General features: G+C 68.9%; 14 protein-coding genes. 12 read left to right on the plus strand and 2 right to left on the minus strand.

From position 1 onward, the window contains the following. Positions 1 to 22: 22 nt before the first annotated feature. Complete coding sequence (locus tag SD37_RS02165) at positions 23 to 2,062, plus strand: DNA polymerase III subunit gamma and tau (protein WP_044853620.1); 2,040 nt, start codon at positions 23 to 25, stop codon at positions 2,060 to 2,062. Positions 2,063 to 2,096: 34 nt separating this feature from the next. Here the strand turns inward: SD37_RS02165 and SD37_RS02170 are convergent, their stop codons facing one another. Continuing rightward, complete coding sequence (locus SD37_RS02170) at positions 2,097 to 2,921, minus strand: N-acetylmuramoyl-L-alanine amidase (RefSeq protein ID WP_044853621.1); 825 nt, start codon at positions 2,919 to 2,921, stop codon at positions 2,097 to 2,099. 101 nt (positions 2,922 to 3,022) lie between these two features. Between SD37_RS02170 and SD37_RS02175 the strand changes: the two genes are divergently transcribed. Next, a complete protein-coding gene (locus tag SD37_RS02175; RefSeq protein ID WP_007035126.1) occupies positions 3,023 to 3,379 on the plus strand; it encodes a YbaB/EbfC family nucleoid-associated protein in 357 nt (118 codons plus the stop codon). A 2-nt stretch (positions 3,380 to 3,381) separates the two neighbouring features. After that, positions 3,382 to 3,978, plus strand: coding sequence for a recombination mediator RecR (gene recR / locus SD37_RS02180; RefSeq protein WP_005166260.1), 597 nt, complete (start codon positions 3,382 to 3,384; stop codon positions 3,976 to 3,978). Between the two features lie 168 nt (positions 3,979 to 4,146). Here recR and SD37_RS02185 read toward each other — a convergent pair whose 3' ends face one another. Continuing rightward, positions 4,147 to 5,259, minus strand: coding sequence for a UDP-N-acetylglucosamine 2-epimerase (locus tag SD37_RS02185; protein WP_065912737.1), 1,113 nt, complete (start codon positions 5,257 to 5,259; stop codon positions 4,147 to 4,149). A gap of 61 nt (positions 5,260 to 5,320) precedes the next feature. Between SD37_RS02185 and SD37_RS02190 the strand changes: the two genes are divergently transcribed. From SD37_RS02190 to SD37_RS02230, 9 genes are all read left to right on the plus strand, one after another. Beyond that, the gene (locus tag SD37_RS02190; RefSeq protein WP_044853622.1) at positions 5,321 to 6,337 is read left to right on the plus strand and encodes a glycosyltransferase family 2 protein; all 1,017 of its coding nucleotides are present in this window, start codon (positions 5,321 to 5,323) and stop codon (positions 6,335 to 6,337) included. After that, positions 6,334 to 7,641: a polysaccharide biosynthesis protein gene (locus tag SD37_RS02195; RefSeq protein ID WP_044853623.1), complete on the plus strand. Its 1,308-nt coding sequence runs from the start codon at positions 6,334 to 6,336 to the stop codon at positions 7,639 to 7,641. The genes SD37_RS02190 and SD37_RS02195 overlap by 4 nt, the downstream gene beginning before the upstream one ends. 73 nt (positions 7,642 to 7,714) lie before the next feature. Beyond that, positions 7,715 to 9,685: a DUF6541 family protein gene (locus tag SD37_RS02200; protein ID WP_044853624.1), complete on the plus strand. Its 1,971-nt coding sequence runs from the start codon at positions 7,715 to 7,717 to the stop codon at positions 9,683 to 9,685. Between the two features lie 59 nt (positions 9,686 to 9,744). Further along, positions 9,745 to 10,446, plus strand: a complete 702-nt coding sequence (locus SD37_RS02205) for a glycosyltransferase family 2 protein (RefSeq protein ID WP_044854022.1) — start codon at positions 9,745 to 9,747, stop codon at positions 10,444 to 10,446. Positions 10,447 to 10,458: 12 nt separating this feature from the next. Beyond that, complete coding sequence (locus SD37_RS02210; protein WP_037320289.1) at positions 10,459 to 10,896, plus strand: DUF2304 domain-containing protein; 438 nt, start codon at positions 10,459 to 10,461, stop codon at positions 10,894 to 10,896. A 29-nt stretch (positions 10,897 to 10,925) separates the two neighbouring features. Then, on the plus strand, positions 10,926 to 11,429 hold the full coding sequence (locus tag SD37_RS02215) for a uridine kinase family protein (protein WP_472239681.1): 504 nt from the start codon (positions 10,926 to 10,928) through the stop codon (positions 11,427 to 11,429). A 335-nt stretch (positions 11,430 to 11,764) separates the two neighbouring features. Next, positions 11,765 to 13,438 carry an ABC transporter substrate-binding protein gene (locus SD37_RS02220; RefSeq protein WP_465493437.1) on the plus strand — a complete coding sequence of 558 codons (1,674 nt, stop codon included), beginning with the start codon at positions 11,765 to 11,767 and terminating at the stop codon, positions 13,436 to 13,438. 86 nt (positions 13,439 to 13,524) lie between these two features. Then, a complete protein-coding gene (locus tag SD37_RS02225) occupies positions 13,525 to 14,526 on the plus strand; it encodes an ABC transporter permease (RefSeq protein WP_044853626.1) in 1,002 nt (333 codons plus the stop codon). Next, positions 14,523 to 15,458 carry an ABC transporter permease gene (locus SD37_RS02230; protein ID WP_044853627.1) on the plus strand — a complete coding sequence of 312 codons (936 nt, stop codon included), beginning with the start codon at positions 14,523 to 14,525 and terminating at the stop codon, positions 15,456 to 15,458. Before SD37_RS02225 ends, SD37_RS02230 begins: the two co-directional genes overlap by 4 nt. Positions 15,459 to 15,462: the final 4 nt, after the last annotated feature.

Raw genomic sequence — 15,462 nt, forward strand, 5'->3', positions numbered from 1 at the left:
CCTTCCCGGTAGTCTCGCGGCCGTGGCATTAGCGCTGTACCGAAAGTACCGTCCGGCTACCTTCGCCGAGGTCGTCGGGCAGGAGCATGTGACCGATCCGCTGCGGACCGCGCTGGCGGCCGGCCGGATCAACCACGCCTACCTCTTCTCCGGCCCGCGCGGCTGTGGCAAGACGTCGAGCGCGCGCATCATGGCGCGTTCGCTGAACTGCGCGAAGGGGCCGACGCCGGATCCCTGCGGCGAGTGCAACTCATGCCGCAACCTCGCGCCCGAGGGCCCCGGCAGCGTCGACGTCACCGAACTCGACGCCGCCAGTCACGGTGGTGTCGACGACGCCCGCGAGCTGCGGGACAGGGCCTTCTACGCCCCGGCGGACTCGCGCTACCGCGTCTTCATCATCGACGAGGCGCACATGGTCACCACGCAGGGCTTCAACGCCCTGCTGAAGATCGTGGAAGAGCCGCCCGAGCACCTGATCTTCATCTTCGCGACCACCGAACCGGACAAGGTGCTGCCCACCATCCGGTCGCGGACGCACCACTATCCCTTCCGGCTGATCCCGCCCAGTTCCATGCGCGAGCTGCTCGAACGCAACGTCGCCGCCGAGGGCGCGGTCGTCGAGCCTGCCGTGTATCCGCTGGTCATCCGCGCGGGCGGCGGTTCGGCGCGGGACACGCAGTCGGTGCTGGACCAGTTGCTGGCCGGCGCCGGGCCGGACGGCGTCGACTACTCGCGGGCGGTGTCCCTGCTCGGCGTCACCGACGTGGCGCTCATCGACGGCATGGTCGACGCGCTGGCCGCGGACGACGCGGCCGCGGTGTTCGGCACCGTCGAGAGCCTCGCCGAGGCCGGGCACGACCCGCGCCGCTTCGCCACCGACCTGCTCGACAGGCTGCGCGATCTGGTGATGCTGCGGTCGGTGCCGGACGCCGGTGAACGCGGGCTGGTCGCCGCGCCGGACGACGAACTCAAGAAGATGAAGGAGCAGGCGGGCAAACTGGAGCCCGCCACGCTGTCGCGGTACGCCGACATCGTCCACAATGGACTCCTGGAGATGCGGGGCGCGACCTCGCCGCGGCTGGTGCTGGAACTGCTGACGGCGCGGATGCTGCTGCCGTCGGTCGCCGAGGGCACCGACGCGCTGCTCGCCCGGCTCGAACGACTCGAACGCCGTGCCGCTTCGGCTCCGGCGCCCGTCGCCGGTGCCGTCCAAGCGGCTCCGGTCGCACAGGCCGCTCCTGCCGCCGCGGCTCCGGCCCCGGTCGCTCCCGCCGCGGGCGAGCCCGTTCGCGAGTTCCAGCGGCCCTCGCGTCGCGCCGCCGCACCCGCTCCCGCCCAGCAAGCCGCGCCGGTACAGCAGCCCGCGGCGGCTCAGCCCGCCGCACGGCCCGAGCCGGTCGCTCCCCAACGTCCTTCCGCGTCCGCTGCGGCTCCCGCTGCCGCTGCGGCTCCGCCACCCGCGGCGGCCGCGGGTGGCGGGTCGGACGCGGACGGGATCCGCGGCCGCTGGCCGCAGGTGCAGGCCGCGATCCGCAAGCTCCCGGGTGGTGCCGTGACCGGGGCGATGCTCACACAGGCGAGTGTGGTGGGCGTCGAAGGCAACGCCGTCACCCTCACGCACAACGCGGAACCGGTGGCGCTCAGGCTTTCGGAGCCGCAGCACACGGAACGCATCGCGGCCGCGTTCAAGGAGGTCTTCGGCGGCGACTGGCAGGTGCGGTGCGTGCACGGCGCCGCGCAGCCCCGGCAGGCCGCCGCGCCCAAGGCCGCGGCGCCGCCGCCCTCGGCCGAGCGATCGTTCACCCGCCGGTCCGCCGAGGCGTCCGGCGCCCCCGCGGCCCCTCCGCCGCCGAAGCCGGAGCCCCAGCGGCCCAAGGTGGCGACCTCCGAGCCGGACATCCCGCTCCCGCCCGAGCCGGTCGAGGACGACGAGGAGCTCTACTCCGAGGACGCGAGCCCCGCGCCGCCCCCGCCGCCGCTCCCGCCAGAGCAGGACCCGGAGGAGATCGCCCGGAAACTGCTCACCGACCACCTCAACGCCCGCCCCCTTGACGAGCGCTGACGAACGCTGACGCCCGCCGACACGCGTGAGTGGGTCAGGCCGCGAGGTAGTCCGCGATGGCCTTCGCGATGACGGCGGCGTACCGCTGACGTCCTTCTTCGCTCGACATCGCCGCGGCTTCGGCGTCGTTGCGCATGTTCCCGCATTCGACGAGCGCGGCGGGCCGGGTCGAGAGGTTCAGCCCGGCGAGGTCGGCACGCGGCGCGAGCCCGTTCGCGCCGAGGTAGTTCGACGTCGGGAAGCCGCCCGCGCGGATGCCGTCCCGCAACGCCGTCGCGAGCTTCGCCGAGGGCTCGCCCTGCTGCGCGTTCAGCGGCGGGGCCGAATAGGCGACGTGGAATCCGTGCGCACCGGCGGAATTCGAGCCGTCGGCGTGGATCGACACCACCGCGTCCGCCTCCGCCTCGTTCCCGATCGCGGCGCGTTCGTTGACGCACGGCCCGACGCCGGTGTCGTTCTGCCGGGTGAGGATGACGCGGATTCCCTTGGCGCTCAGGGCTTCCGAGACCCGCTGCGCGACGTCCCAGGTGAACGCGTGCTCGGAGTAGCCGGAGTTCGTCGAGGTTCCGGTGGTGTTGCACGGTTTCGTCTTGCCGCGCCCCGCCGGGACCTGCTTGTTGATCTCACCCGGTCTGCCGGAGTTGCCGCCGTTGTGGCCGGGATCCAGCACCACGACCTTGCCCGTCTTCGACTGCCGGCTGCTCGAAGGCGGCGCGCTCGAAGGCGGCGCGCTCGGCGCGGAACTCGGCTGCGGAAGGGTGGTGAGGACCGTGGTGGTACCCGGGACGGTCGGATTCGCCGCCGGTGGCGCGGCCGTTTCCACGCCACACGCCGCGAACAGCGTCAATCCGATCGCCATCACCAGGCTCAGCCGTCGTCGCACGGCGCCCACGGTGCCATACGAGTGACGGCTAGGCTGGTAGGCGGCACAGGATTTTCCAGGAGAGGACCGATCGGATCATGGTGCAACCCGGTGGCGGCTTCGACCTGTCGCAGATCATGCAGCAGGCCCAGCAGATGCAGCAGAAGCTGGTCGAGGCCCAGGAAGAGCTGGCCAACACGGAGGTGACCGGCACTTCCGGCGGCGGGCTCGTCACCGCGACCGTGTCCGGTGACAGCCAGCTGAAGTCGTTGTCCATCGACCCCAAGGTGGTCGACCCCGACGACGTCGAGACCCTGTCCGACCTGGTCGTCGCGGCCGTGCGGGACGCCTCGGCCAACGCGCAGAAGCTCACCGAACAGAAGCTCGGCCCGCTCGCCGGCGGCCTCGGTGGCGGGATGCCGGACCTCGGCGGATTCCCCGGGCTCGGCGGCTGACTTTGTACGAGGGTGTCGTCCAGGATCTGATCGACGAACTCGGGCGGCTGCCCGGCGTCGGTCCCAAAAGCGCGCAGCGGATCGCCTTCCACCTACTGGCGGCCGATCCGGCGGACATCGCGCGCTTGCAGGAAGTGCTCGGCAAGGTCAAGGAAGGCGTGCAGTTCTGCGAGGTCTGCGGCAACGTCTCGGAGCAGGAGACCTGCCGGATCTGCCGCGACACCCGCCGCGACCTCACGGTCATCTGCGTGGTCGAGGAGCCGAAGGACGTCCTCGCCGTCGAGCGGACGCGCGAGTTCAAGGGCCGCTACCACGTGCTCGGCGGGGCGCTGGACCCGTTGTCCGGCATCGGCCCGGAGCAGCTGCGCATGCGTGAGCTGCTCGCGCGGATCGGCGGCGCGGAGATCAGCGAGATCATCATCGCGACCGACCCGAACACCGAGGGCGAGGCGACCGCGACGTACCTCGTGCGGATGCTCCGCGACTTCCCGGGGCTGACCGTGACGCGGCTCGCGTCCGGGCTGCCGATGGGCGGTGACCTGGAGTTCGCGGACGAGCTGACGCTGGGCCGCGCTCTCTCGGGACGGCGGGCTCTCTAGCTCCGCTTCGCTGGTTTCGAACGCTATGAAAGGTCCTTTCCTTGCAAAATTTGCAAGGAAAGGACCTTTCATAGCGTGCCGAGGGATGCGGCGGTGGGTCCAGGGGGTCGTGAGTGGTAAGTGTCGTTAGAACGACACTTACCACTCACGACCCCCTGGACCACGCGATCAGCAGTAGCCCAGGCGCGCCAGGGTGTCCACGATGATCTCCGACGGGTGGAACTTCTCGACCCACGACTCACCGCGGCGGTTCTGGTAGGTGTCGAGGAAGTGCTGCAGCTTGTCCCCGCGCATCTCGGTCAGCACGACGGTCTCGCCGAGGTGCTGCGGCGTCTCGGTGCGCTCGCGGTGCACGGCGCACGGCAGGCCGAGGTAGTAGCACTCCGCGGACAGGCCGCCCGAGTCGGTGACGACGTATTCGGCGCGCGCGACCAGCGGCAGGAACTTCAGGTACCGCATCTTCGGCTGGATGATGAAGTTCTTCTCGTCGAAGAGGTTCGCCAGGCCCAGCGAGCGGATCTTCTCGCGTTCGGGTGCGCCGGCCATGTAGAGGATCGGCATCTGCTTGCTCTGCTCGCGCAGGATCTCCAGCGCCTCGCGGTACTTGTCCGCGCGCGAGACCAGTTCGAAGCGGTGCAGGGTCGCGAGACCGAACTTCTCCGGCAGCCCCTCGATGTCGAGCGGCCCGTTGATGGCCAGCCGCATCGCGTCGATCGCGGTGTTGGCCTCGGTGTCGACGACGACGCCGCGGGCGTTGCGGAGGTTGTTCACCTCACGGGCGCTCGGCGCGAAGTGCATGTCGACGATCTTCGCGGCGATCTTCCGGTTCAGCTCCTCCGGCAGCGGCGACATGATGCTGCCCGACCGCGCCCCCGCCTCGACGTGCCCGACGCGCGACTTGAGGATCCGCTTCCCGATGAGCGAGCCGTACGGCGTGGTGAAGGTGTCGCCGTGCACCAGCACCAGCGGCGGGCGGCCGTCCTCGACCAGCGCGGCCTTCAGCTCGGCGCGGCGGCTCCACGCGGTGCGCAGCACCTGCGCGGCCCAGCCCGGCACCTGCGCCGGCGACTCCAGGTTGTGGGCCTTCTCCTTCGGCACCAGCCAGACGTCGGGCTCCGGGAGGTTCAGGTCGGCGAGAACGTCCGAGACCTCGTCGACGTGCTGGGCGGTGAACCAGATCTTCGGCCGGACCCCGCGTTCGAGGATGCCGTGGTAGACCGGCGCGATTTTGATCAGTTCCGCCGTGGTGCCGAGAATGAAGGAAATCACCGGAAGAGCCATTCTGTCGGGGTCTGCGGTGCCCGAAGGATACTGGTGGGCCGCGCAAGGTAGCCTCGCCGGGGTGAGTGCGAATTCGCTCCTCCCGGCCCTGTCCGTGGTGATCCCGGTCTACAACGAGCAGGACTGGATCGACCGCAGTGTCGGCGCCCTGATCGCGTCCGCGCAGGCGGCGAACTGGCCGGTCGAGGTCGTCGTGGTCGACGACGGCAGCACCGACGCGACGCCGGACAAGCTCGCCAGGCTGCAGGAGCTGTACGGGATCACCGTCCTCACCCAGCCCAACAGCGGCCGGTTCGAGGCACGCCGGGCGGGGATCGCGAAGGCGTCCGGGCGGCAGATCCTGCTGCTCGACAGCCGCGTGATCGTGGACAACGGTTCCCTCACCTTCCTCCGCGACCAGCTCGTGGACCATCCGGAGCGCACGGTGTGGAACGGTCACATCAACGTCGCGTCCGAACACAATCCGTACGCGGGATTCATGGCGGGTCTGGTCAAGATCCCGTGGCGCCGTTATTGCGCGAACCCGCGGTTGATGTCCTTCGGTATCGAAGAGTTCGACGTCTTCCCGAAAGGCACCGGATTCTTTTCCGCGCCCAAGGACGTTCTCGAGGATTCCTCCAACGCGTTCGAGTCACTCTTCGAAGACGTCCGTTTCGCCAGTGACGACACCGGTGTTCTGCGCTGGATAGCCGAACGGCACCGTATCTTCCTCGCCCCGGAGTTCTCCGCGACCTACCACGGCCGCGATTCGTTCAAGAAGTTCATCGGGCAGTCCTATTTCCGCGGCACCACGTTCGTCGATTCGTATCTCGCGTCGCCCGGCCCCGCGCGCAACGGCCTGTTCGCCGCGATGGCCGTCGGCGTACTCGGACTCGGTGTCGCGGCGAAGCGGCCGAAGACCGTCGTCGCGCTGGCCGCCGCGGGTTCGACGGCCGCCGGGTTCGCGGTGACGAAGTTCGGCGCGACCAAGGCCGAGGCCAAGGCCGTCGCCCGGCTCGCGCCCGTGTTCGCCGCCGGTTTCGGTGCCGGGGCACTTCGAGGCCTCTTCATGGCACTGCGAGCCCGGCTGCGCCGATGAGCGGCACCGTGACCGACAACACCGGCGAACAACTGGCCAAGGACACCGGCAAGTCCGCCGGTCGCATCGGCGTCTACCTGCTGATCGCGATCGCGCTCGGCTACGCCCTCACCGTGGTCTGGGGGCGGGTCCTCCCGCCGGAGGACAACGCCGTCCTGCTCTCCTTCTGGGGCATGTTGATGGGGCTGGGCGCCGCCCTGTCCCCGCTGGAACAGGAGATCTCCCGCCAGTCCGCGCACGCCGCGCTCGAAGGCCGCAAGGCCGGGCGCCCCGCGGTCATCGCGTTCGTCACCAGCGTCGTCGCGGTCACGGTGGCGGCCCTGTTCACCCTCATCCCCCCGGTGACCGAAAAGGTCTACGGCGGCCAGTTCGCGCTCGCCGTGATCGTGCTCGCCGGCGGCCTTTCGTTCGCCTTCCAGTTCGCGGCGCGCGGCCTGCTCATCGGCCAGGATCACGTCCGGTCCTACTCCTGGCTGATCCTGGTCGAGGCGGCCGTGCGGATCCTCGTGGTCGCCGCGCTGGTGGTCGCCGGGCTCACCCAGCTGTACTGGTTCGCCATCGCGGCCGCGACAGGCTCGTTCGCCTGGCTGCTCTTCGCCCGCGGCGCCGCCCGCCTGGTCGACCCCAAGCTCGACGCCGACGAGCCCGCGAAGCCGATCGTCACGAACATGCTGATGCTGCTCGCGGGCGCGGGCCTCACCGCGAGCGTCATCACCGGCTACCCGGCGCTGGTCAGCCTGCTCGCGCCCGGCGGCGACAAGGACAAGCTCGGTGTGCTCTTCCTGGCCCTGTTCGTGGCCAGGACGCCGCTGACGCTGATGGCGCCGGTCCAGGCGCTCGCGGTCCCGACCGTGGTGCGGCTGTCCAGCACCGAAGAGGGCAAGCACCGGCTCCGCAGGCTGCTCGCGCTCGGTTCGGCGGGCGCGCTGGCGCTCGCGGCCCTCGGCGCGCTGATCGGCTGGCTGATCGGCCCGTGGGTGGTCCGCCTGGTCTACGGCGCCAAGAACGACCCCGAGGCCTGGTGGATGGCCGGGCTGGTCTGGTCGTCGGTGCTGCTGGCCGCGATGCAGCTGCTCGCCGCCGTGCTCGTCGCGCAGGCAAAGGCCACAAAGGTGCTGATCACCTGGGCCGCCGTCGTCGTCGCGACCGCGCTGGTGCTGCTGTTCTTCCCCGGCGACACCGTCGTGCGCGCCGTCGTCGGCCTCGCCGCCGGGCCGACCGTCGGGCTCCTGGTCGTCATGGCGTTCGTGGTGCGGGGCACCCCGGACACGGGCAACGCACGGCCGTCCGAAACGTCTCGGTAATGTGGCCGCGCCATCACGCGCCGCGAACCGGGGTGGTCTTCTTACGCCGAAGTAGGGTTGGACAGCGAATTCGATGAACGTTCTTTTGGTGTTACTGGCGTTCTGGCTGCCGGGGCTCGTCTTCGGTGCCGCGATCAGGCTGCGCGGCTGGACGCTCGCCGCGGCCGCCCCGCTGCTGACCTTCGGCCTCGTCGCCATCGGCATCCCGATCCTGGGTGGCCTGGGCATCCGTTGGTCGATGCTCAACGTCTCCCTGTGGGTCCTGCTGCTGTCCGTCGTCGGCTTCGGCGTCTCGTTCCTCGTGCTCCGCTTCACCGCGAAGCGTCACCCCGACTGGGCCGAGGCCGAAGACGCCCCGAACCGGTCCCTGCGAGATCACCTGCTGATCGGTGCCGGCGTCGTCGTCGGCCTCGGTGTCGGCACGGTGACCTTCCTGCGCGGCTCGCACTCCCTGAACAACGTCCAGCAGGGCTGGGACGCGCCGTTCCACGGCAACCTGGTGCGCTGGATCGCCGAGCACGGCGACGCGCGCGCGTCGACGGTCGGCACCATCGCGAACCTGCCGAACCAGACCGACTACTTCTACCCGGACACCTATCACGCGCTGCTCGCCCTGGTCTTCGGCAAGGGCGGCCTGACGATGATGCCGACGCTGAACCTGGCGGCGCTCGTGGTCGTGCTGACCGTCCCGGTCGGGGTCGCGGCGATGTGCCACGCCTGGCGGATGCCGGTCCTCGGGACCGCCGCCGCGGCGGCCGTGTCCACCTGGTTCACCGCGTTCCCGTACGACTCGCTGTGGCGCGGCCCGCTGTGGCCCTACGTCGCCGGGGTGGCGCTCGTGCCCGCGATGCTCGCGCTGGCCCGCCTGCTGCTCAAACCGCACGGCATCGCCGGACCGGTCGCGATCGGCGTCGGCGTCGCCGGGCTGGCGGGGCTGCACACCAGCCTGATCTTCGTGATCATGGTCTATTTCCTGCTGATCCTGCTCGCGGTGCTGTTCCGCTTCGAGAAGATCGGCTGGCGCCGCAGCGCCGCCTCGCTGGTCGCCACGATCGTGCTGGCGGCCGTGCTCGGGCTGCCGACGGTCCTGCCCGCGCTCTACAACGCGGGCGGCGTGACCAGCGCGTACTGGGCGTCGGAGACCAGCGTGTCCGGCGCGCTCGGGCAGACCATCACGTTCTCGCCGATGGCGGCGTTCCCGCAGTGGTGGATCGGCATCCCGGCGATCATCGGGGTGTTCTTCCTGGTCCGGAACCGGCGGATGCTCTGGATGGTGGGCGCGTACGTCGTCCTCGGCGGCCTGTTCGCCGCGACGATCTCGCTGGAGACCCCGCTCATCCACACGCTCACCGGCCCCTTCTACAACGACCACTGGCGCCTCGGCGCGCTCGTGCCGCTGGCGGGCGCGGTCGCGTTCGGCGAGTTCGTGCACACCGCGTCGGGCAGGTTCGCCGAGAAGATCGGCGAGCGCAGGCCGAACCTGAACCCGTTCACCGCGACCATCGCGGGCGCGCTGGTGATCGGCCTGGTGGTGACGCTGCTGAGCCGTGGCGGCTACATCGGCCGCAACTCGGCGCGGCTGGCGATGAACTACGGCGAGGGCCCGTCGGTCAGCAAGGGCGAGGAAGAGGCCTACGCCTGGCTCGGGCAGCACGTCGTCCCCGGCGAGCGCGTCATGAACGACAAGGCCGACGGCTCGGTGTGGATGTACGCCCTCGCGGGGGTCCAGCCCGTCGAGTGGACCAACTACGGCGCCGAGTTCACCACCAAGGCCGGCTGGCTCAGCGTGTTCCTCAACGACATCAACCGCGAGCCGCGCGTGCGTGCCGCGCTCACCGACCTCAAGGTGCGGTACGTGCTCGTCGGCAAGGGCAAGGTGGCCCCCAACGCGCAGTCCGCGGTGGGCCTGCAGCGCCTCGACATCACTCCGGGTTTCAAGCGCGTCTTCCACAACTCCGACGCGTCGATCTACGAAATCGAAGGTCAGCAAGGTGTGGTCGCCGCAGGCGCCACCACCGGGTCCGACACCGCTCACGGCCAGTAAGAAGATAGAGTGATCCAGTGTCCAGTACGTCCGTGACCACCCGTCGCGTACTCATCGTGATGCCTGCCTTGAACGAGCAGGCCAGTGTCGGCGCGGTCATTTCCCAGGTCAAGCAGTCCTTGCCGGGCATGGACGTGCTGGTGGTCGACGACGGCTCGTCCGACGACACGGCCAAGCTCGCGCGCGCGGCGGGCGCGGAGGTGGCCCGCCTGGCGGTGAACCTCGGCGTCGGCGGGGCCATGCGCACCGGCTTCCGGTACGCGGCCGCCCGCGGCTACGACGTCGTCGTCCAGGTGGACGCGGACGGCCAGCACGACCCCGACGAGGTCGGCGCCCTGCTGGACGCGCTCGACGACGTCGACATCGCGATCGGCTCGCGGTTCGCGGGCAAGGGTTCGTACAAGGCGAGCGGCCCGCGGAAATACGCGATGGTCGTGCTGTCCCTCGTTTTCTCCCGGCTCGGGAAGACCAAGCTCACCGACGTGACCTCCGGGTTCAAGGCGATGGGCCCGAAGGCGATCAAACTGTTCGCCGCGTACTACCCGGCCGAATACCTCGGCGACACGGTCGAATCGCTGGTGCTGGCGATCCGCGCCGAACTGAAGATCAAGGAAATCCCGGTGATCATGCGGGAACGGGCGGGCGGGACGCCGAGCCATTCACCGGTGAAATCGGCCGTCTATCTCGGCCGCGCCGGACTCGCCCTGCTGCTGGCGCTGGTGCGCCGCCGCCCCGCCGTCGACTCGTCGGATTCGGCGTAAAAGGAGCTGATTATGGACGGCTGGCGCGTTCTCAGCATCGTCGTCGCCTGTCTGGTGCTGTTCGTCGTCCTCGAGATGATGCGGCGGCGGAAACTGCGCGAGAAGTACGCGGGTGTGTGGCTCGTCCTCGCCATCGGGGTGATGGTGCTCGCGCTCGTTCCGCAGGCCGCCGACTTCATGGCGCGGATAACCGGCGTCCAGACGCCGTCGAACTTCGTATTCCTCTTGGCCGGTGTCGTGCTGGCGCTGGTCGCGTTGCATCTGTCGACCGAGGTCGGGCATCTCGAAGAAGAGGTCCGGACCTCTGTCGAGGAGATCGCGCTGCTCCGCTGCGAACTCGCCGACGCCCAGCGTGACCTGGAAGAACGGGTCGCCGCGCTGGAGGCCAAGACGGCGGCTCCCGACGACGCCAAAGGGCTTTCCGAAGTGAGTCCCGCACGCGCACGCTGATCGACGCCCTTCTGGCGGCCCCGCCGAGACTGGGGGCCGTCCGCGTACTCGCCATCGACGGGCCGTCCGGCTCCGGGAAATCCACGCTGGCCGGGAAGATCGTCGCCGATCTCGCCGGACGCGGGGTCCGGGTCGCGCTGGTCAGCACCGACGACTTCGCCACCTGGGACGAACCCGTTTCGTGGTGGCCCCGCTGGGAAACCGGCGTTCTGGAGCCGTTGCGCGCGGGCGAACCGGGTGGCTACCGGCGAGTGGACTGGTCCACCGGCATCCCTCAGCCGGGTGAAGAAGTCGAGATCGACGTCCCCGACGTCCTGGTGCTGGAAGGCGTTTCCAGTGGCAGGGCGCGGATCCGGCCGTCGTTGTCCCTGCTGGTCTGGCTGGACGGCGGGAGTGAGGCCGAGCGCCTGGACCGTGCCGTCGCCAGGGACGGTGCGGAATCCCGGGCGGAACTGCGCCGATGGCAGCTGTTCGAACGTGGCTGGTTCACCGTCGACGGCACGCGGATGGCAGCGGATTACCGGATTTCCTGAGTCGCACGAGCGCGGATGCGGCCTCCGCGAACTTCAACGAGTCGGGTGTTGTCCACTTTTGTCAGTCAACCATTGGGTGTAGTGGTGGACACCCATTTGTGTTAGTGACCCGGCACTCTACGCGTTAGTGGCGCGGAATTGATTACGCTCCGTCCGGAATTGCGGACACTTTGCGGTCGTATTGGCCTTCGCGTAGCGCGATCGTAACCTCACGTGCTTAAGTGCGGGCCGAGTTCCCGCTAGTGTCGGCGAGCACACCGATCGTCCGCGGAGTTCGAGTTTCCGACCGACCGGACGGTGACTAAAACACCGAAATTCTCCTCAAGGGGTGCCAGATGCAGCAACTGCGGGCGACCCGAGCGCGCCGTGTGGCCCTGATCGGGCTTGCCGGCGCACTCGCGGTCTCCATTTCCGCTTGTGCCGAGTCGAAGCGTGAAGAGGGCGCAGGAGGTGGCTCGGGCGGCACCATGGTCTTCGGCGCCGCCGGTAACCCGAAGACCTTCGACCCGCTGTTCAACGACGACGGTGAGACCTTCCGCATCATCCGCCAGATGTACGACACCCTGATCATGAACAAGCCGGGGACCGCGGACCTCGAGCCCGGCCTGGCGGAGAAGTGGGAAGGCAGCAACGACGGCAAGACGTGGACCTTCTCCCTGAAGAAGGGCGTCAAGTTCCACGACGGCACCCCGTTCAACGCCGAAGCGGTCTGCTTCAACTTCAACCGCATGTTCAACATGAAGGGCGCCGCCGCCCAGAGCCAGATGATCTACTACGGCGACGTCTTCGAGGGCTTCGCCAAGAACGAGGGTGACGCCTCCGGCGCCCCGGTGTACAAGGACTGCCAGGTCAAGGACGAGTCGACCGCCGTCCTGAACCTGAACAAGGCCAAGGGCGCCTTCCCGGCCGCCTTCACGCTGCCGTCGTTCTCGATCCAGAGCCCGGACGCGCTGAAGAAGTACAACGCGGACCAGGTCACCCAGAGCGGTGACTCGTTCCAGTACCCCGAGTACGCGCTGAAGCACCCGACCGGCACCGGCCCGTTCAAGTTCGAGAGCTGGGACCAGGCCAAGGGTGAGATCACGCTCTCCAAGGCCACCGACTCGCCGACCCAGACGGCCAAGCTCGACAAGCTGGTCTTCAAGGTCATCCCGGACGAGAACGCCCGCAAGCAGGCGCTCAAGGCCGGCGACATCCAGGGCTACGACTACCCGTCGCCCGCGGACTACGGCCTGCTGCGCAACGACGGTGAGCAGGTGCTCATCCGCCCGTCGTTCAACATCCTGTACATGGGCATCAACCAGAAGAACAACCCGAAGCTGAAGGACCTCAAGGTCCGCCAGGCGCTGGCCTACGGCCTCAACCGTGAGCAGTTCGTGAAGTCGAAGCTCCCCGAGGGCGCCGAAACCGCGACGCAGTTCGTGCCGAAGGCGATCGACGGCTACAACGAGAACGTCACCAAGTACCCGTTCGACCGCGAGAAGGCCAAGGCCCTGCTGAAGGAAGCCGGCGCCGAGGGCATGACGCTGAAGTTCTACTACCCGACCGAGGTCACCCGGCCCTACATGCCGAACCCGGCGGACATCTTCACCTCGCTGTCCGAGGACATGAAGGCCATCGGCATCAAGGTCGAGGCGATCGCCAAGCCGTGGAACGGTGGCTACAAGGACGACGTCCAGAAGGCCGGCAAGCAGGACGTCCACCTGCTCGGCTGGACCGGTGACTACAACGACGCCGGCAACTTCGTCGGTACCTTCTTCGGCCGCGAGAAGCCGGAGTTCGGCTTCAACAACCCGGAGCTGTTCTCGGCCATCTCGGCCGCGGACGCCGCGCCCGCCGGTGAGACGCACACCAAGGCGTACCAGGAAGTGAACCAGAAGATCATGGAGTACCTGCCCGCCATCCCCATCTCCTACGGCCCCCCGGCGATCGTCGTCGGCCCGAAGGTGAAGGGCCTGGTCGCCAGCCCGCTGACCGACGAGCGTTTCTACACCGTCACGGTCAACTGATCCTCCACCACTAAGCCACCAGGGGGTGGGCGCTACCGCGCCCGCCCCCTGTGGCCCATTCCCGGGCTGGCAACAAAGGAACGCACGTGCTCCGTTTTCTCGTGCGTCGGCTGCTACAAGCGATACCGACGCTCTTGATCCTGTCCATTTTGGTCTTCGCCTGGCTCCGATCACTGCCCGGTGGCCCCGCCGGCGCCCTCCTGGGTGACAAGGCGACGCCGGAGAAGATCGCCGACCTCAACCGGATCCTCGGCCTCGACGATCCGATCTTCATCCAGTACTTCAAGTTCCTCGGCCGGGCCGTCACCGGCGACTTCGGCAACTCGCTGGTCTCCGCCCAGCCGGTCATGGCGGAGATCGGGAACTTCCTCCCCGCCACCCTCGAACTCGGCCTGTCCGCGATGATCATCGCGGTGGGCCTCGGCATCCCGTTCGGTTACCTGGCCGCCCGGTTCCGCGGTGGGGCCATCGACAACGTCATCATCGTGCTGACCCTGGTCGGCGTCGCGGTGCCGGTGTTCTTCCTCGGCTACATGATGCAGGACGTGCTGGCCGCCCCGCTGGGACTTCCTTCGCAGGGCCGTCAGATGGCGGGGCTCGACGCCACCACCGTCACCGGGTTCGCGGTCTTCGACGGCATCATCACCCAGGAATGGGACGCCGCCTGGGACGCGATCACCCACCTGATCCTCCCCGCCTTCGCGCTGGCCACCATCCCGCTCGCGGTGATCGTCCGGATCACCCGCGCCTCGGTGCTGGACGTGCTGAACGAGGACTTCATCCGCACGGCCAACTCGAAGGGCCTGACCCAGCCGGTCGTGCGGCGCCGTCACGTGCTCCGCAACGGCCTGCTCCCGGTGGTCACCACCATCGGCCTGCAGACCGGCGCGCTGCTCGGTGGCGCCGTGCTGACCGAGCGGGTGTTCAACTTCCGCGGCCTCGGCTTCCTGCTCGCCGAAGGCATCGAACGGCGTGACTACCCGCGGCTGCAGGCGCTGCTGCTGTTCGGCGCGCTCGTCTACGTGCTGGTGAACATGCTGGTCGACGTCTCGTACGGGCTCATCGACCCGAGGGTGCGTGTCCGATGAACACATTGCTGAACAAGAAGAAAGAGCCGATCGACAAGCTCGCCGCGACGTCGGCGAAGGGGCACAGCCTCGGTGGCGAGGCGGTGCGCCGGATGGTGCGGAGCCCGGTGGCCATCATCGGCGCCGCGATCACCGCCCTGTTCCTGCTGCTGGCGATCCTGGCGCCGTTCATCGCGCCGAAGGACCCCTACGAGCGGTACCTGCAGAGCGAGGTCATCCTCGGCCAGGGCATCATCCCCGGCGCACAGGCCGGTTTCCCGCTCGGTGTCGACGACTTCGGCCGCGACTACCTTTCGCGGCTGCTCGTCGGAGCCCAGAACACCCTGCTCGTCGGCGTGCTGGCCACGATCATCGGGGTCGCGGTCGGCATGATCATCGGTGGTCTCGCCGGCGCGTTCGGCGGCTGGGTCGACACGGTGCTGATGCGCCTGGTCGACGTCATGCTGTCGGTGCCTTCGCTGCTGCTGGCGATCTCGGTCGCCGCGCTGTTCCAGAAGCCGAGCCAGTGGACCGTGATCGTGGCCGTGTCGATGGTCGGCGTGCCGATCTTCGCGCGGTTGCTGCGCGGTTCGATGCTCGCGCAACGAGGCAGTGACCACGTGCTCGCGGCGACGTCGCTCGGCGTCAAGCGCGGGACGATCGTGTTGCGGCACATGCTGCCGAACTCGCTCGGCCCGGTCATCGTGCAGGCCACGCTGACTCTGGCGACCGCGATCCTCGAGGCGGCCGCGCTGTCGTTCCTCGGTCTCGGCGACCCGGACCCGAACCGGGCGGAGTGGGGGATCATGCTGAGCCGCAGCGCCCGGCAGTTCCTCGACATCCGCCCCGAGCTGGCGTACTACCCGGCCATCGCGATCATCGTGGTCGCGCTCGGGTTCACGCTGCTCGGCGAGTCCTTGCGGGAAGCCCTCGATCCGAAGAACAGGCGGTGATCTT

It is taken from the genome of Amycolatopsis orientalis (assembly GCF_000943515.2).
GTDB classification, from domain to species: domain Bacteria; phylum Actinomycetota; class Actinomycetes; order Mycobacteriales; family Pseudonocardiaceae; genus Amycolatopsis; species Amycolatopsis orientalis.

Excerpts from the sequence above, each read along its gene's own strand:
- SD37_RS02220 (WP_465493437.1), top strand. The coding sequence starts at position 11,765 with ATGCAGCAACTGCGGGCGACCCGAGCGCGCCGTGTGGCCCTGATCGGG.
- SD37_RS02175 (WP_007035126.1), top strand. The coding sequence starts at position 3,023 with ATGGTGCAACCCGGTGGCGGCTTCGACCTGTCGCAGATCATGCAGCAG.
- SD37_RS02170 (WP_044853621.1), bottom strand. The coding sequence starts at position 2,921 with ATGGCGATCGGATTGACGCTGTTCGCGGCGTGTGGCGTGGAAACGGCC.
- SD37_RS02185 (WP_065912737.1), bottom strand. The coding sequence starts at position 5,259 with ATGGCTCTTCCGGTGATTTCCTTCATTCTCGGCACCACGGCGGAACTG.
- SD37_RS02230 (WP_044853627.1), top strand. The coding sequence starts at position 14,523 with ATGAACACATTGCTGAACAAGAAGAAAGAGCCGATCGACAAGCTCGCC.
- SD37_RS02200 (WP_044853624.1), top strand. The coding sequence starts at position 7,715 with ATGAACGTTCTTTTGGTGTTACTGGCGTTCTGGCTGCCGGGGCTCGTC.
- SD37_RS02195 (WP_044853623.1), top strand. The coding sequence starts at position 6,334 with ATGAGCGGCACCGTGACCGACAACACCGGCGAACAACTGGCCAAGGAC.
- SD37_RS02210 (WP_037320289.1), top strand. The coding sequence starts at position 10,459 with ATGGACGGCTGGCGCGTTCTCAGCATCGTCGTCGCCTGTCTGGTGCTG.
- SD37_RS02205 (WP_044854022.1), top strand. The coding sequence starts at position 9,745 with ATGCCTGCCTTGAACGAGCAGGCCAGTGTCGGCGCGGTCATTTCCCAG.